Source organism: Caballeronia sp. EK (assembly GCF_014384845.1).
Classification (GTDB): Bacteria; Pseudomonadota; Gammaproteobacteria; order Burkholderiales; family Burkholderiaceae; genus Caballeronia; species Caballeronia jiangsuensis.
Window position 1 is genome coordinate 1 of sequence record NZ_JACSUE010000039.1, and the last position, 16,720, is coordinate 16,720.

Annotated in this window: 7 protein-coding genes and 13 pseudogenes; 9 read left to right on the forward strand and 11 right to left on the reverse strand. The window is 56.4% G+C overall.

The window, feature by feature from the left end; translation table 11 throughout:
- Positions 1-311: 311 nt before the first annotated feature.
- Positions 312-1,328, reverse strand: a complete 1,017-nt coding sequence (locus tag IAG25_RS40160; protein WP_187609779.1) for an IS110 family transposase — start codon at positions 1,326-1,328, stop codon at positions 312-314.
- Positions 1,329-1,454: 126 nt separating this feature from the next.
- Here IAG25_RS40160 and IAG25_RS40165 point away from each other — a divergent pair.
- A pseudogene (locus tag IAG25_RS40165) lies at positions 1,455-2,087 on the forward strand (transposase); the annotation flags it as partial.
- Between the two features lie 142 nt (positions 2,088-2,229).
- A pseudogene (locus tag IAG25_RS41935) lies at positions 2,230-2,319 on the forward strand (IS5/IS1182 family transposase); the annotation flags it as partial.
- Between the two features lie 75 nt (positions 2,320-2,394).
- On the opposite strand, the pseudogene IAG25_RS40170 reads toward IAG25_RS41935, so the two are convergent.
- A pseudogene (locus tag IAG25_RS40170) lies at positions 2,395-2,838 on the reverse strand (recombinase family protein); the annotation flags it as partial.
- A gap of 130 nt (positions 2,839-2,968) precedes the next feature.
- Here IAG25_RS40170 and IAG25_RS40175 point away from each other — a divergent pair.
- Positions 2,969-3,480 (forward strand): annotated as a pseudogene (locus tag IAG25_RS40175) (IS4 family transposase); the annotation flags it as partial.
- Positions 3,481-3,677: 197 nt separating this feature from the next.
- Positions 3,678-3,944, forward strand: a complete 267-nt coding sequence (locus tag IAG25_RS40180) for a hypothetical protein (protein WP_187609780.1) — start codon at positions 3,678-3,680, stop codon at positions 3,942-3,944.
- 404 nt (positions 3,945-4,348) lie between these two features.
- Here the strand turns inward: IAG25_RS40180 and IAG25_RS41940 are convergent.
- The 6 genes and pseudogenes from IAG25_RS41940 to IAG25_RS40200 form a co-directional block, all read right to left on the reverse strand.
- Positions 4,349-5,131: pseudogene (locus IAG25_RS41940) on the reverse strand (IS3 family transposase); the annotation flags it as partial.
- Positions 5,132-6,102: 971 nt separating this feature from the next.
- A pseudogene (locus IAG25_RS42430) lies at positions 6,103-6,242 on the reverse strand (IS3 family transposase); the annotation flags it as partial.
- Positions 6,209-6,513, reverse strand: a pseudogene (locus IAG25_RS42565) (hypothetical protein); the annotation flags it as partial. The pseudogenes IAG25_RS42565 and IAG25_RS42430, both read right to left, overlap by 34 nt.
- Positions 6,483-6,698, reverse strand: a pseudogene (locus IAG25_RS42570) (IS5/IS1182 family transposase); the annotation flags it as partial. The pseudogenes IAG25_RS42565 and IAG25_RS42570, both read right to left, overlap by 31 nt.
- A gap of 592 nt (positions 6,699-7,290) precedes the next feature.
- Positions 7,291-7,641: a hypothetical protein gene (locus IAG25_RS40195; RefSeq protein ID WP_187609782.1), complete on the reverse strand. Its 351-nt coding sequence runs from the start codon at positions 7,639-7,641 to the stop codon at positions 7,291-7,293.
- Positions 7,642-9,173: 1,532 nt separating this feature from the next.
- Positions 9,174-9,582 (reverse strand): annotated as a pseudogene (locus IAG25_RS40200) (transposase); the annotation flags it as partial.
- Positions 9,583-9,643: 61 nt separating this feature from the next.
- On the opposite strand from IAG25_RS40200, the pseudogene IAG25_RS40205 reads away from it, so the two are divergent.
- Positions 9,644-10,242, forward strand: a pseudogene (locus tag IAG25_RS40205) (IS630 family transposase).
- 188 nt (positions 10,243-10,430) lie between these two features.
- Here the strand turns inward: IAG25_RS40205 and IAG25_RS40210 are convergent.
- From IAG25_RS40210 to IAG25_RS40220, 3 pseudogenes are all read right to left on the reverse strand, one after another.
- A pseudogene (locus IAG25_RS40210) lies at positions 10,431-11,196 on the reverse strand (IS5 family transposase).
- Positions 11,197-11,363: 167 nt separating this feature from the next.
- Positions 11,364-11,746, reverse strand: a pseudogene (locus tag IAG25_RS40215) (transposase); the annotation flags it as partial.
- Positions 11,726-12,338: pseudogene (locus tag IAG25_RS40220) on the reverse strand (transposase); the annotation flags it as partial. The pseudogenes IAG25_RS40220 and IAG25_RS40215, both read right to left, overlap by 21 nt.
- A gap of 425 nt (positions 12,339-12,763) precedes the next feature.
- On the opposite strand from IAG25_RS40220, the gene IAG25_RS40225 reads away from it, so the two are divergent.
- The 4 genes from IAG25_RS40225 to IAG25_RS40240 all read left to right on the forward strand — a co-directional run.
- A complete protein-coding gene (locus IAG25_RS40225) occupies positions 12,764-13,267 on the forward strand; it encodes a sugar dehydrogenase complex small subunit (RefSeq protein ID WP_187609784.1) in 504 nt (167 codons plus the stop codon).
- Entirely contained in the window at positions 13,267-14,880 is a 1,614-nt protein-coding gene (locus IAG25_RS40230; protein WP_187609785.1) for a GMC family oxidoreductase, read from the forward strand. Before IAG25_RS40225 ends, IAG25_RS40230 begins: the two co-directional genes overlap by 1 nt.
- Before the next feature lie 2 nt (positions 14,881-14,882).
- Complete coding sequence (locus IAG25_RS40235; RefSeq protein WP_187609786.1) at positions 14,883-16,160, forward strand: c-type cytochrome; 1,278 nt, start codon at positions 14,883-14,885, stop codon at positions 16,158-16,160.
- A gap of 279 nt (positions 16,161-16,439) precedes the next feature.
- On the forward strand, positions 16,440-16,720 hold a 281-nt coding region (locus IAG25_RS40240; RefSeq protein ID WP_187609787.1), incomplete at its 3' end, for a transposase.

Sequence of the window (16,720 nt, forward strand, 5' to 3'; positions counted from 1 at the left end):
GCCATAAACTTGGAATACGTTCTTCGCAATATCAAGGCCGATGGTAAGCGCAGGCATCTCGAGTCTCCCAAAAGTGGCTTCGGAAGTGTGCGCCCCGGAGGGGGCGGGAGTCCATACCATCAGCCTATGAGGCGGACGCATGTCCGCTGGCCCTGATGGAATTCGCCGGGGAAGGCCTCATCTTTGTGGCGCCCTCGAAGGGCATGCTCTTGTTCAGGTTTGCTTCCCCGCGGTCCGACCTGTTTTGCCATCACGCGTACATCTACCTGCGCAACCTATTAGCGACCCACCTCCGTTAGTTGAGTGATGAACTACGCGGCATGCGCCGTGTAACCGGGTTGGTATACGCGATCGTGGGCAAGCATTGCCCAGATCGTGCGGGCGATTTTATTGGCGAGCGCTACCACCGCGACGTTGAACGGCCGTCGCGCGAGCAGGCGTTGCGACGTTTCGCTTAAATGTTTGCTGCATGCGAGCACGGCGCGCGCACCGTGAATCAGCAAGGTGCGCAGATAAACGTCACCGCGCTTGCTGATGCCGAGCAGCTTAACCCGACCGCCAGTGCCGCTCTGTCGCGGCACCAGCCCTAGGAATGCAGCAAATTCGCGGGCGCAGCGAAACGCGCGTGCGTCGCCGATCGTGGCCACGGCTGCGCTCGCGCTAAGCGGTCCGACACCGGGGATCGCCATGAGGCGCTTAGCCGCTTCATTGCCTCGTTGCCAAGCGGCAAGCCTGCGCTCAATCTCGGCGATGTCCTGCGAGAGCGCGTCAACACGCCGCAATTGCTCGCGCAGCGTATCAATCACGACCGCCGGTATCGTGTCAGCCAGTCGCGTGAGCGCTTGCGCCGCCTCGCCCAGGTTGTGCCGATTCGCCGGCACAGCCGCGCCAAATTCGTAGAGTAGCCCATGCATCTGATTGATCTGCATCGTGCGTACTTTGACCAGTTGCTCGCGCACGCGGTGTAGCGTTAGCACGCTTTGTTGGGCCTCGCTCTTTACCGCCACGAATCGCATCTCGGGTCGTTGGGCGGCTTCCCAGATCGCTTGCGCATCGGCAGCGTCGGTCTTGTTGCGCTTCACGAAAGGCCTAACAAATTGCGGCGCGATGAGCCTGGCTTCATGCCCCAGGCTGATTAATTGGCGGCCCCAGAAATGGGCGCTGCCGCATGCTTCCATGGCGATGATCGCCGGCGGACGATTGGCAAAGAATTCACGTAGTTGGGCTCGCTTGAGTTGGCGACGACCGATCTCACCTGTCTCCGTGTCAACCCAATGAATTTGGAACACGCGCTTTGCTAAGTCCACGCCGAATGTCGTAGTCTTCATTTCTGGTCCTCCTAACCCTCGGTGGTCGTTTTCAACACCACCAGTTTGGCACTCTGCTGCTGTCAGCTATGGCGAGTGCCCCGCCGTTTCTGCTGCCTCGCCTTACCGATCCGGGAGGGAGGCGTCCATACCATCTTTGTGCCCAAGACGAAGTCGGATGACGACTCGCCGCCTAACGGCGGCGCCGGCTCTCAGGAGAATTGGCGCGGCGAGAAGCGTAGCAACGACACACATGAATCCAGCACGGACACTCAGGCGCGACTGTTTCGTAAAAGTTGCGGCACGGGCGCGGTGCTTTGTTACATGGGTCACGTGCTGACCGATAACCGGCATGGCCTCGTGGTGAACGCACAGGTCACGCAGGCCAACGGCACCGCCGAGCGGGATGCGGCCGCAGAGATGCTTGCAGATGCTGCCCGATTGACCGGTACGTCCATTACAGTCGGCGCTGACAAGAACTACGACACGGCCGGCTTTGTGGCGACGTGCCGCGCGAACAATGTGACCCCGCATGTGGCGCAAAACGATGGACGCGCGGGCGGCTCCGCAATTGCCGCTCGAACTACGCGATGGCCCGGCTACGCAATCAGTCAGTGCAAACGCAAACGCATCGAGCAGGTGTTTGGGTGGGGAAAGACCGTCGGCAGGATTCGGCAGGCGATGTATCGAGGTTTGAAGAGAGTCGACCAGCTCTTTCTGCTGACTCAGGCAGCGTACAACCTGACTCGCATGCGAACGCTTGCTGCCCGGGCAGCTTGAAATAGTAAGCGGAGAGCAAAGCGGCATAGGCAGCACCTGAATCAAGGAAAGTCGGCGTCGATTCATTTGGAACACTGCAACGCGCTAGCTCTTCCAAATAAGTGAGGGCCCGTTCACACAGGGATATTTCAACAGCCTGCTAAAACTAAAGCGCCACCGTTACCCAGGGCGCAAACCGCTCGACAATCGTGCGGTGCTCACAGGCATCCTCTTCGTCTTGCAGACCGGCCTGCGCGGGGACCTTCTTCGTAGGTAGATGGGTTGTAAGCGAGTCCTCAATACCGTGTAGATTTCGTCGTTGACTTTGCCAATCGCGGCCGTTGCGCGCAAGTCGTGAAGCCTCGAGACAGAACACGGCGCCAACGGAGCCTGCACACACTGACGCGACTAGCCTCTGGAACCCGGGCCGCTCGATACTGCCAGATCCCGAACGTCCAAGGTCATCGTCGATCGTCGTCACTGAAGCAAAACCAATAGCTCGTGCAGACTCGGCGAGCGCGTACTGACGATTCTGGCTCTCCGTGTGCTCCACTACCTGGCTCATCGTTGATTGACGGACGTAGACCACTGCGCCTCGGCAGAGATGTTCAGCGGAGATCTTCTGGCTCATCGCTATCCCTGGGTCGTTTGTGTTTGCCGGATTGCCCAGCGCTTCCAGCAGAAGTGCCGCGAGCGCTTCGATCACTTCCTCCCGTCGACTCCCCACGACGCCTGCGTTGAAGGTTGGATCGCCGAAATGCGCACTGTGCATCTGAACCCGGATCGAATCGACAACCAGAGCGACGCCCCACAACACCGAAATCAAGACAGAGAGGGCTGCATGAAATCTAATCCTTGAGGCGGCAACTTCCTTAAAAATTTCCGATCGTGCGTCGATGTTCGCCGAAGAAAGCGGTGCACCCGCTGGCGCGAAGCCCGTGGTGTGGCGATTGGTGACCAACCGTGAAGCGCACGAACTGGATGCGGTGATTGAACCGATCGAATGGTATCGAGCGAGGCGGGAGATCGAAATGTTCTTCCATGTGTCGAAGAACGCCTGCAAGGTGGAAGCGTTGCAGGTCTCGCAAATGGATCGCGTCGAACGGGCACTCGTGCTGTAGACGGTGGTCTCGTGGCGTATTGCGCGGCTCATGCGCCTGGGCAGGACGTGCCCCAAGCTTGATGCGTCGCTGTTCTTCGATGCCTACGAGATACGCGGCGCCTATCTGCTCTCGAAAAGGCTCGCCCTACAAAGCCGCCCACGCTCAATCAAATGATTCGGCTGATTACTTCACTGGGCTGCTTCCTGGGCCGCAAGGGGGATGGCGAACCGCGTGCCAAGACGCTCTGGATCGGACTGCAGCGAACCATGGATGCTGCAGCTACGATTCAAGCTCTACGCAACGAGGGCGCACGATTTCTGTATAACGAAATGGGTTCAGGGAGGCCGAGACGGCTCTTTTGTAGCATGCCACCTCCGTTCGATCATTGCAGGACGAAGAATACACATAGCAAGTTGATCCAGGAGTATGGGGCAAGCCCGCAGACGTGTCACAATTGACGTCGGCTTACCAGCCGCTGACAGGAACTCTTTCCATAAAATGGAGCTCTATGAAACAAAGGAATAAAGAAGGACTGGCTGCGATTGCCCTGATGGTCAGAAATGTCTATGGCGTACATTTCGGCCTAAACTTGGCTGTACAGGCCATGGCCAGGACACAACCCGATCCCGAACTCGTCGCAGCAATACTTCGAGACGCCGCAGAACGTACGCTTGAAATCGAGGACAACGAGCCGTATCCGGAGGCCTTTCGAGACGGAATGCTGACAGTAGTGAATGGGGTTTTAAACGCCCTAAAACGAGGCGGTCAGGAATAGTGGTGGGTCCGGGCTGCGAAGCGTTGCTCTCGCCTCGGGCATTTTGTGTTCGCGACCAGCTTTACACTAGTCGGTTGTGCCGGGTGAATTGCACGGGATGCGCCGAGTTGGATCGGGATACTTCGATTTCAACTGGGTAGCCTGCTTGTGACTATGCCTCGATTTCACGTACGGCAGGAATTTGTTAATTTCCTGTATGTACCGAGATTTGAATGCCAGAGAAGCTAGGTGCCAAAGCGGCAATACACGGACAAGTTCAAGGTCGAGGCCATTCGGCTTGCCGAATCAGTCGGGTAGCGCGAAGCCGCACGCAGACTCGGAGTGATCCTGTCTCGTTTCCACGTTCAGTAAGCGATGCAGCGATCAACCTCGCCTCGTATTCGACCGGAGTGCAGAAATCGATAGAGGTGCATGCAGGCGTTGTCGATTGTAATGGCCGTCAATCTAGACCAGCCTGAGCGCGCGTTTCGTAGCCCGTAACCAACCTTCGCCGGTCCTGATGAACGGGCTGTCGCTGACCCCCCTGATCACGCCGCCCTCTCGAAACGACGATCAAGCAGCTTGTGCGCCACCGGCAGGCGGTCTGTCGAATCCGTCGTCTTCGATACAGGCGTTTGCAAACCGGCCGCAGCCCTTAGCGTTGCAGACTACGCGCGCACACGTTCCGCGCTCGCCGGCTGGCCTTGGGTCCGCCATTGCATCACGATCCGAGGACGGCCATAGCTGCCGCGACTGACGCGGTGTATCGCCGCCGCCTCCCGATCGAGCGCGGCATTTGCCTGAGCTGGCTGACCTGGCCCGCGGTTAGCCGCTGGCAAATATCCGCGGCGCGACAGCCGCGGTACTCGTCGATCCAGGCGTACTTTGCCGCGACCCCTTCACGAAGCACGCCGTCGCTTTTCGAAGGATCTCGATATCGAGTTTTGCGCTGGCGTTACTTGCGCGGTCGGCTGTTCTCCGCCTCCAGCTCGTTGATCGGGCGCGTCGATCGCGTTCTCTTCACTTCGTGACTGCGGACTTCACCAACATTTCAGAACTGCGGCTGCGTCGACTCCAATTGCCAACGTTACCACCGGCACTCCGAGTTTGCGTGCGGCTTCATGCTGCCCGACTGATTCGGCAAGCCGAATGGCCTCGACCTTGAACTCGTCCGTGTATTGCCGCTTTGGCACTAGCTTCTCTGACATTCAAAACTCCGTACATACAAGAAATTTACAAATTCCTGCTGTACGTGAAATCGATGGCCCGTCACAGCCGACTGCCTGGTAAAAGGCAAAGGAAGCGCCACTTTCGCTAATGAATGTCTTGCGGAGCATTGCGAAAATACCTACCCGTCTGGGTACGGTGTGATGGAAAGCGGGGGCCGTTAGTCCAACTGAGCGGCAAAAGATGGCGCCTCATGTCTACGCGTCGAGTCCTCTACATGAGGCGCTGGAGGTACTTGTGGGCGACGCGATCTCATAACTCGGCCCGGGCGGGGTCTCCGATTGTTACCATAATGTTTCAGTATATCAAATTGTATGGACGAATTGTTCTTGTGCACCATCAGCCGACCACTTGCGAAAAAGACAGGGCGAGGACGGACGCCCATTCCATGCCAATCGCGTTGACGGACTGCGCGGCGCAAATTGTTTAAAGAGCTAGGTGCAAAACTTCTCAAAACAGCAGTTTATAAATTAGCCAACAGGTGATGCGAGGGCGGAGCGCGGGATGTAGTAATGTTCCCCCGGAATCAATCCGGATGCTCACGAGAAACGGCCACGTGTGTTAAGAGTTATCGGGTCAAGCTGATAAAATAAAAATACCGCGTGTGCGGCGCCCTCCGCTTTCTTTCCTTGAAATGGGAATGCCCAGCGTAAGCAGGCTGGGCAACTCACCTTAAGTTCCATTTGAAGCGCTTTGGAGTATCGTGTCCACTTAGCGAATAAGCGGACACGTGAACACTATCGAAGAACAAGCGCGCCAGCAAGTCGGCGTCGTCGGCACTACAGCGAGTAATTCAAGGCGAGGGTGGTTGCCGCTCGCCAGACAACTGGCGTGTCAGTTGCTGCGGTCGTGCTGAAACATCGGCTTAACGCGAATCTGCTGCGCCGCTGGCTTAATCAGGCTGAAGGCAGACTACCAACGCGGTTGCCGGGGCGTCCGGCAGATGCTGAATCAGCACCGCTGCCAACCGTCGTGCATTGTAGTAGCGAGCCAATCGATTACTTTATCCGTTGCGCCACACCGTGTACCGAAGTTCCGGCCATGCATGCGTGCTATTTTCAGCGAACCCCACGGACTTTCGGTCGGCGCATTAACGCTCCTATGCCAAGAAGTCGGGCTAAATCGGCCACGTCGGCCAGAATAAGCGGATACAGTTCTATGACGATATAGTGCTTTAGTCAGCGATGATTTCCTTGTTCGACATTCCTTCCTTAGTTCGTCTGTCGACGTACGCCCGGGTTCTGGGGCCACTGCGGATTCCCACCATTGCAATGGTCCACAGAGCGTTGTTTGCAGCGCGGTCGCCTCCACGGTTCAGGTGATGTCGGACCGTCTTGTCAGAGAAGGCTTGCAATGGGCTCGTACATTCACGATGGTCCCGCTGTTGAGCTTCATCGCACTGGCTTGCAGCACCCGTCCGACCTCGGCAAACGGCTGCTCACCGAGCTTGTTCGTCTCAATCAGGCGCCGGAATTTGAGCAGCGTCGTTGCATCCGGCACAGCTTCACAACCCAGATCATGCCCAGGAACGCGTCGTTTGCCACTGCTTCCTACGTTGAAAAACACAATGCCGTCTAGTTTTAACTGAACGGCACTACCGCTTCCAGGCGGGGCAGATCATTTGCATAACCCTGAGCTCAAAGTCGAGCAGAAGTAGTTTTATCGTATCCGGGATCTGGATACCTCGCGGTGACGCAGCTTCAACTCGGATTGAACCCGTCAACCAAGCGCTCGCGTACGTGAGAGTGTCTGAACGATATGAGACAAGCGGTGCCGTGATCGACCTCGACCAAGCCGCAATATTCAGGCGGAAGACCGACCGCCATTTCCGGATACGACGAAGTTGCAGGTTCACGTTCTGGAACAATGGCCGGGTCAATCGGACCCAGCGATGGACGGGGACCTTGAACATTGTCCCGTTGAATAGAAAGTTCGCTAGCCTCAACGTTGAGCAACAAAGGATTGATTCTCAAAGCGGGTTCGTTGTCGAGGCCGCGTTGATTGCAGCGCTGAGTTCGATCGAGAACGGCTCACGCAAACGTGAGTCCGCGATTCAGGTCTGGGAATACGATGAGATACTCCCGACGCGCCTGCGCTTCGATCACTTATGCCGCGTGTAGCAAAGTCTCGGCGAGGACGCTTAAATGAATGTCCGCCGTGTTCGTGTCGAAGTGCGTGTTTGCTGCGTACTTCCGGAACCTTGGTCCGCAGTACCACGGAAGGACGCTTCCAATTTTTGCAATTCGCCATTCAGTTTTTCAGCATGTTTCTGCAATTTCTCATTTAGTGGCACAAACTCTCCTTGTATGAATTGGGAAAGCCGATCTAGGCGTTGGCGTGCCTGAGCATCATGTGGCGCGCGCTCCTGCAACTGGAGAATCTCCTGCCGTAGCCCCTCGAACTCTTTCAAGCGCGCCCCAAGTTCTTCTTGGCGCTTTTGCATATCTTGCATTAGATGAGCGAGCGGCGATTTGGGCGAACTGTCATTCATGATGAAGTCTCCAAGATGGACGCACTCATCCTAGCCTATTGAACGCGGATCCTCATGGGTAAACTGGTTTTATATTTGCATTTTTGCAGATGCCTGGACCTAGGCCGCATGCGCCGACGATCTTGTTGGGAAGCACGAATTTGATGGCCGACGTTAGCAAGGGGCGTTGGTCAGTGACGGCCCAGTTTTCGCGAAGTCGTGAACCAACTCTTCCCTCGCTGTAACCTTTGACAGAAAGAATCGGCCGACGTCCGTCGGAGATGCTTGGGGCGCGGTCACGATGGCGATATGGGAAATCGAAAGAGCTGGTCGCTTTTCGATGGCGTCGATCGGCTATATCGTTAGCATCAAACGAAGCGGCTTGCTGGACTAGCATCACGCAGCTCGGTTGCAAAAGGCGTAGGATCTCCGCGGCCTATTTTTATTAAGACGGGAGGCGTGTGTAGATGGACGAAGGTGCACGTATTCCCAACTTCTTGACTTACCAGACCAGAGCATTTTTGAATAGAGTCACTGTCATCCCAATGCTGCGTTCCATCCATCGCAAAAATCGCTGGCTTACGCTTGTCGTGCTTAGTCTTCTCGTGGTCATGATGGCACTTGATACCACAATCATGAACGTGGCCCTGCCATCAGTTGCGGTAAATCTCGGATTTACCGAGGCCTCCCTTGTGTGGATCGTTAATATGTACATTTTTGTATTTGGCGGTTGCTTGTGCTGGGTGGAGGGCTCGACGGCTTGCATCGGCACCCTAAGTTCGTTCTGTTCGATATCGCGCTGTTTGCGTTGGCTTCGCTTGGTGGCAGTAGTTCGATCTCACCGAGATTATTGATACATGGTCGCGCCGCACAGGATTTAACGGCTGTTGCGAGTCGTGGATTATGGCCCGTCTGCGGGACCAGTGGTTGCTCCTCCTGAGAAAGCAGAGGTGTCCGGGCGATTTAGGCAGCCGCATAAATGGAGCGGCCGAACCTGACCCAGTGATATTGCGAGCAAAGGAGCCGAGGAGTGGCGAGTAGAGTCCGATGCACACACTCAGCGGCGTTCAAAGCGAAAATGGCCCTAGCGGCAGGCATGGGCGAACGAACACTGACCGAGCTGGCGTGGCAGCTCGATACGCATGCGAACCAGATCAGCGAGTAGTAGCGGCAGTTGCAAGAGCGGGCGGTCAATGTGTTTGTGTCCGTTTGCGCGGTATCGAACGAGCCGCCGCTAGACGTGACGATGTTGCACGCCAAGATCGGCCAGCTCACGGGGGACCGCGATTTTTTAGCTGTGCGCTGAACAGGGCAGGACTTCTGAGCGCAAAGCGATGATCGACCGCAGCCACGCGTTGCCGCTTTCACTGCAGGTCCGGCTTGTGAGTATCGCGAGATCGAGCGCGTATTACCGAGCACCGCCGGTCAGCGAAACCGACCAAAAATTGATGCGCCGGATCGACGAATTGCGTCTAGTACTACTATGTCATTAAACGTGTTGAGTAACGGAGCGATACGGGCATCTCTGTAGTCGTTCGGAGATTTGAGCAGCAACCCGCATCAGCCAACACCTCCCCGTTCAGGGCACCGCTTTGCCTTGCCTCGCGCAGTTGCGCGATAGCGATCTGCGGCATAGTTGCAAGTTTAATTTTCTGGGGCTCCTGCGGCAGGTGAAGTTGATAAGCGACGGGCAGGCTCGCCTCCGTGGTGGCTTCCGACAGGCTCACGGCCACCTGGCAATTGTCCTTCTTACCCAACTGCCCGCAATACTGCCGCGCCACGCCCATCGAATGCTTTTTCATCTTCGGAAAACCGGTATCGTCAATGATCCAATACAGCCCTTTGACGGATTCATGTGCGGCAATACTCAGCAACGAACCTGTTCACTAATGCGGCGTCCGACCATTCGGACTTTGAAACGAAGTGATCCAGAGACTGGTGCCGCGCACTTATTCGCCCGGGGTGCGTCGCATCGTCTATACGGCTTCTCTATCAAACGGTCGCAACAAAGAATTCAATGCAGATGAAGTTCGAGTTTGCGTTGTGGACACGAGATATGGTGCGGGAGTTGATTCGTGAACATTTCGACGTCAGGCTTTCCGAGGTATCGGTGGGCCGGCTACTCAGGAAGCTCGGACTTTCGCCTCGGCAGCCGCTGGAGCGCGCTTACCAGCGCGACCCTGAACTGGTCGAGTCATGGATGAGAAAAGAATATCCGGCGATTTTCGGGCAGGGTAAGCGCTGGGGAGCACAATTGTTTTTCGTCGACGAATCGACAGTCCGTTCGGACTACCACAGCGGCACGACCTGGGCACCCGTTGGTAAAACACCGGTGGTCCAAGTTACGTGCGCGCGCTTCAAGGCGAATCTCATCTCGGCGGTCAGCCCACGTGGCCAACTCCGTTTCATGTGCTTTGTAGGCAGTTTCAAGATCACGGTGTATGTCGAGTTCGTACGGCGATTGATGCTCAATGCCGATACCCCGTCTTTCCGATTGCTGATGGCCATCCGGTTCATGGTCGCAAAACAATCCGCCAGCTTGCTGCAGAATCGGACTGGCTCCTTTGCCTGTTCTTCTTGCCTGCACATTCGCCGGATCTGAATCCGGATGAGCTCGTATAGGGCTACCTCAACACTACAAGATCCGCAAGCCTTCTATCAAAGGTCCCAGACATCTCAAGCAGCGCGTTTCGGGCAGTTCTGCGCTCGTTGCAGAAATTCGCGACCCAGATCCGATCGATGTTTCAACATCCGTCAGTCCGTTACGCGGCATGAACTATGTCCGGTTACTTTTTTCCGGCTTAGTAAGTTCATGGATTTTTAAGCCGGTTCCAGAAAATCAGCGCGCACACGAGCGAAAGGAATGCCTCGTGAAAATAGTCATATCGTCCATAACGAATCTTCAGGCGTCGAAAGTAATGCCGCCAGGCAATCGAGCGCTCGGCGACTCACCGCGTTTTGCCCAGACCGCTACCGTGCGGTGCGACGATACGAGAGAATTCTGGCACGATGCCCCGGCTTGCGCAACGCCTGCCGGTGCGTATTGGAGCTGTAACCTCGGTCGCCTTGAACGATGCCGGGTTCGCGCAAGGAGCGCCCTCGCTTGCCGCAAATCGGCGAAGTGGCCGAGACCAGCGCATTCAGTTGCTTGGTGTCGTGACAGTTCGCGTCACTCAGGATGACCACGAACGGAATCCCTTGTGCTTGGACAATAAGATGATGCTTGCTGCCGAGCCTGCGACTGTCCGTGGGGTTCGGACCAGCTTTTTTCCTGCCGATACGGCACGAATTGAAGAGCAGTCGACGATGGCGCGCTCCAGGTCGAGCTGGTCACGTCGGCGCGATTCAGCGAGCAATGCTTCGTGGATGCGTGCCAGACACCGGCCTTCTGCCAAGCGTCGAGTCAACGCCAGCACACGCTGCCCGACCACCAACCGAGCTCCTGCGGTAGCAGATTCCACGCGACGCCCGAGCGTAGGACAAAGATGATGCCGTTGAGCACCGCTCGATCAGCAATCGGTTTGCCCCGGGCATGGCGCCGATTGCGCGAAGTCGAACGAGCAACAGCGGTTCGATGAACTACCATAGCTCGTCGTCTATAAATTCTTTAGTCGTTGCTTCATGCATAAGCAAACAATTCAGGAGGATAACAACTCACGAGAAAATTAAGCAATGCTCTATTCCTAATTACACAACGGCTTCTTGGTATATGAAAAATAGCTACGGTTGTAGTTTTAGAAGCCTTACCAAAATGACATTTGCAGCCGTCGACAGCATATGACGCAGCAAGCGATTTTCAGAAGGGGCCTCGTGGAAGAATGCAAGCCGTTCGAAGCGGATGCACGGTCGGCGGAAGTTGTGAAGCCACGAAATGGTTCGCTCCACGACCCAGGGTGTCTTACCCAATCGTCTGCCGTGAGGCTGACCGCGCCGAGCAAATTTGAGTAGCGGTCCGTGCTGCATGGAACGGACGTCGATGCTTGTCGTGGTCGTAGCCTCTGCCGCTCTGAACGAATCGCGGCTTCGATGGTCGTCTGCCAGACTTTCCGCTGATGGGCGGGATAGTCTCGACCGAGGCTTGAAGTTGAGTGACGTCGTTGCCGTTGCCCAGCGTTAGATACACTGCCTTGTTCTTGACCGTGCCTGCATCGCGAATCTTCAGCCGCAGCGCGTCGAAGTACACGATCGGATACATGGCCTCGAGCGGGCGTTGCTGCCACTGCTCGACCTCAGCCAGCACCTCGTCGGTGACCGTCGAAATCAAATCGGGCGAGACCTGCAGAACATGCAGCTCCAGCAGATGGCCCTGAATCTCGCGCACGCTCATGCCGCATGCATACATGCTGATGACATGATCGTCGAAACCCGGCGGCGTTGATACTTGCCGACCAATTGCGGCTCAAACGTCGCCTGCCGATCGCGCGGAATATCCAGCTTCAGTTCGCCGTTGGGCGTCAGGACCGTCTTGGGGCTGGTGCCATTGCGGTGATTGCCGGGTTGGCCTTGCGCTGCCTCGGTTGCCAGATGGTGGATCAACTCGGCTGCGAGCATACGCTCGGCCAGTAGTTTCTTGAGTTGGCCTGCCAGCCCCGATTCGCCCAGGACCGACTCGGCATGCTGTTCTGGACTTGCGCAAGCAATTGGTCGATCGGCTCATCGGAAAACAGCTTCGGTGCCTTCGGGTTCTTGCTCTTCTTCATCACGGTGGCTTCGGTCATAGGACGTTATTCCCGCTATTCCGGGTCGTTCTTGATGTCGTGCGGCTCCTTTGCGAATAGATATTCAGTTTTAGGAAAGTTCTTTCGGCGATAAAACTATAAGCTGAGGCAGCCCTATCTAGGTAATTCAGCTCTCACGGACTTAAGAGGAGTTGTCATGCCACCGTCGTGATCCTGTTGGTCGTCGGGCTGTCTGCAATCGCTTGCCAATCGTCGCGAGACGCTCGTCAAGCAATGCTTTGCGAGTTCTTATCTCGCGCCTTCGTGGTCACGATTTAGCTGCCTCCTGGAGGCGGCGTAATGTTTACGCGCATTTAACGTCGTTGAGTTCTGCCGTTTGACTGAACGTATGCGGTGTGGCCGTACTTGGGCCTGATATAAATTCGAGCGCATTTTCACCGGAATCGGTGTTCGAAAGAGGAAGCATGCACAATGACACTCCCCCTCCGCGTTGCGACGGCAACGCAATCTCGTCCAGCGTCAGGCGGCGTCAATGGCTACAAGGCGCATTGGCCGTTATGGCGGCAGGGCTCACAGGATCACTGGCGCTGCGGGTCCTCGCCGATGGCCCGGCCGTCGCGTCACTCGATACCTTCATGACGATCTCCGAAGCATTGACGGAAACGAGCAACCTAAGCCGAGTGGTCGGTCAGCGTTTAATGCAGGCGTTGCAGCAAAGCTCACCCGAGACGCTCGAGAGTCTGTCGCAACTCGCTGGCGAGATCGCGTCAGGTTCCCTCAATCCCAGCCGCGAATTGCCAGCACTAAAAATTCTTGAAGCTTGGTATCTCGGCGTCGTCGACAATAAGGTGATTACCTACGAAGGAGCGCTAATGTTTAGTGCAGTATCGGATACCCTAGTGATACGTTCGTACTGCCCCAGCGGGCCCGGCTTCTGGGCAGACAAGCCGATCGAGGTGCGCTCCTGATGGTCGATACACAGAAAGCGGACGTCGTAATTGTCGGATCCGGCATAGCGGGCGCGCTCGTCGCGCATCAGCTTGCGAACGCGGGTAAGTCCGTAATCATGCTAGAAGCTGGCCCTCGCATACCGCGCTGGGTAATCGTTGAGCGTTTTCGCAACCACCCCGACAAAATGGACTTCATGGGGCCCTATCCGTCTAGTCCATGGGCACCGCATCCGGAATATGGGCCACCGAATGACTACCTGATCCTGAAAGGCGACCACAAGTTCAACTCGCAGTACATTCGCGCCGTCGGCGGCACGACATGGCATTGGGCGTCCGCGGCATGGCGCTTCATTCCAAATGATTTCAAGCTGAAGACGCTTTATGGAATCGGTCGCGACTGGCCGATTCAGTACGATGACATCGAACACTATTATCAGCGCGCCGAGGAAGAACTCGGTGTCTGGGGACCAGGCCCCGAGGAAGATCTCTACTCTCCCCGCAAGCAGCCGTACCCGATGCCACCGCTGCCGCTTTCGTACAATGAGAGGACGATCAAGAATGCGCTCAATAAACACGACCCGAGATTTCACGTCGTTACCGAACCAGTAGCGCGAAATAGCCGTCCTTACGACGGCCGGCCAACTTGTTGCGGCAACAACAATTGTATGCCAATTTGCCCGACCGGCGCGATGTACAACGGAATCGTGCACGTAGAGAAGGCTGAGCAGGCTGGCGCGAAGCTCATTGAGAACGCGGTTGTCTACAAACTCGATACCGCGCCCGACAAACGTGTCGTTGCCGCGATCTACAAGGACAAGTCGGGGCTCGACCATCGTGTCGAAGGCAGCTACTTCGTACTCGCGGCAAACGGCATAGAAACACCGAAGATCCTACTAATGTCTGCAAACCGCGATTTTCCGAACGGGGTCGCAAACACTTCTGATATGGTTGGCAGGAATTTGATGGACCACCCGGGGACTGGCGTGTCATTTTACGCGAGCGACAAATTATGGCCAGGGCGTGGTCCCCAGGAGATGACGTCGCTAATCGGCTTTCGCGACGGCCCATTTCGCGCTACGGCGGCTGCCAAAAAAATCCATTTATCGAACATTTCGCGCATCGACCAGGAAACACGGAAGATCTTCCAGGCGGCCAAGCTCTTGCGGCGCGAGGAACTCGACGCGCGCATTCGAGATCGTTCTGCGCGCTACGTGCAGTTTGACTGCTTCCACGAAATCTTGCCGCAGACTCGGAACCGCATCGTGCCGAGCAGGACGGCCACCGATGCGATCGGGATCCCGCGCCCTGAAATTACCTACACGATTGACGACTATGTGAAACGCGGCGCGATACATACGCGTGAGGTCTATGCGACGGCTGCGAAGGTGCTGGGCGGTTCCGACGTGGTCTTCAACGACGAATTTGCACCGAATAACCACATCACCGGATCGACGATTATGGGCGCGAATGCGCGTGACTCCGTTGTCGACATGAATTGCCGCACGTTCGACCATCCGAATCTGTTCATTGCGGGTAGCTCGACGATGCCAACCGTGGGTACTGTAAACGTGACTCTGACGATTGCAGCGCTAGCGCTGCGGATCTCGGACATGTTAAAGGCGGAAGTCTGACCGTGCAAAAACGTACCTTCACCTTACTTTTCCTGAGCTTTCTTGCACTTCCAGAACTCAGTCGCGCAGCTAACCCAGTCGATCCACTGCTCGTAAAGCGCGGCGAGTATGTTGCGATCGCGGGCGACTGTATGGCGTGCCACACTGCGAAGGGGGGTAAGCCCTTTGCGGGAGGCCTGGCTATGCCCCTGCCCATGCTCGGCAAAATTTTCACGAGCAACATTACTCCAGATCGCAGTACAGGCATCGGAGACTGGACGTATGAAGAGTTCGAACGCGCCGTACGGCACGGCGTCTCGAAGAACGGCGACAATTTGTATCCCGCGATGCCATACGTGTCTTATGCGAAGATCAACGACGATGACGTGCGAGCGCTCTATGCATACTTCATGCACGGCGTTTTGCCCGTGAAGCAGGTGGCGCCAAAAAACGAAGTTCCCCCGCTTCTGAGCATTCGGTGGCCGTTAAAGATCTGGAATTCGCTTTTTCTAAAGGACGGGGTCTACCAGCCGACGCCGGAGCAAAGCAGGGAGTGGAATCGCGGCGCCTATATCGTACAAGGGCTCGCACATTGCGGCACTTGTCATACGCCGCGCGGCGTCGCGATGCAGGAGAAGTCGCTCGACGAGACGGGCGGAAGCTTCCTGACTGGCTCGGTGCTCGCCGGATGGAACGGGTACAACATCACGTCCGACCCGAACGCGGGTATCGGCAATTGGTCGCAGCAGCAGCTCATCCAGTACCTGCGAACCGGCAGCGTTCCGGGGCTCGCGCAAGCTTCAGGCCCGATGGCCGAAGCGATTGAGCACAGCTTTTCCAAGTTGACCGAAGCTGATATCGGGGCGATTGCGACCTATATCCGCGCACTTCCACCTGTCGGAAGCGACGACGCGACACGAGCGCGTTCGTCCTGGGGCAGGCCGGCAGAGGACGGCCTGAAGCTGCGTGGCGTTGCGCTGGCCTCGTCGGGCATTGATCCCGCACGCCTGTATCTCGGCAACTGCGCGACGTGTCACCAAATGCTAGGAAACGGCACGCGAGACGGCTACTACCCTTCACTTTTCAAGAACTCGACAGTCGGGGCATCGGACTCGATCAATCTTCTACAGGTCATCCTGAACGGCGTAGACCGTAGGGCGGGAAAGGAGAATATCGGAATGCCGGCCTTCCGCCACGAGCTTTCTGATGCGGAGATCGCCGCGCTTGCGAACTACTTAATTCGACAGTTCGGAAATCCAGCCGTGAAGGTAACCATCGAGGACGTCGCAAGGCTACGCTGAACAATACGTCAAAGGCTGACAGTGTGTGGTCGGTTTTGTAAGCTCTAGTACTACCGTGTCATAAAGCGTTCGAGGTAAGGGAGCAATATGGACATCTGTTTAATCGCCTAGAGATGTGTGCGGCAATACCAAGCGACGAACCTGTTCACAAATGCGGCGTCAGACCATTCGGACTTTGAAACGAAGTGAGCAAGCTGTTGAAATACCCTCTACGCGAGTCATCCGGGTTGGAGAGGCAAACGTTGATTGAAGGAATCGAACGACACTGAGACCGAAGCGATGCGCGGAGCGGACGGCTATACCGAATCGATGTTCACGATGTCCAGGCTGGACGATTTTGTGCCCGCTAATCACCCGTTGCGACCGATTCGACTGTGGTTGAACGATGCGCTCGCTCGCATGGACGCGGTCTTCTCGCGGATGTATGAGAGCGAGCCCAAGGGCGGTCGTCCGAGCATCGCGCCAGAGAAACTGATTCGCGCATTGCTGTTGCAGGTGCTGTATTCGATAAGAAGCGAGCGCATGTTGATGGAGCAAATTTCCTACAACATGCTGTTTCG

Coding starts and splice junctions, on each gene's coding strand:
- IAG25_RS40160 (WP_187609779.1), bottom strand. CDS start 1,328: ATGAAGACTACGACATTCGGCGTGGACTTAGCAAAGCGCGTGTTCCAA.
- IAG25_RS40180 (WP_187609780.1), top strand. CDS start 3,678: ATGAAACAAAGGAATAAAGAAGGACTGGCTGCGATTGCCCTGATGGTC.
- IAG25_RS40195 (WP_187609782.1), bottom strand. CDS start 7,641: ATGAATGACAGTTCGCCCAAATCGCCGCTCGCTCATCTAATGCAAGAT.
- IAG25_RS40225 (WP_187609784.1), top strand. CDS start 12,764: ATGCACAATGACACTCCCCCTCCGCGTTGCGACGGCAACGCAATCTCG.
- IAG25_RS40230 (WP_187609785.1), top strand. CDS start 13,267: ATGGTCGATACACAGAAAGCGGACGTCGTAATTGTCGGATCCGGCATA.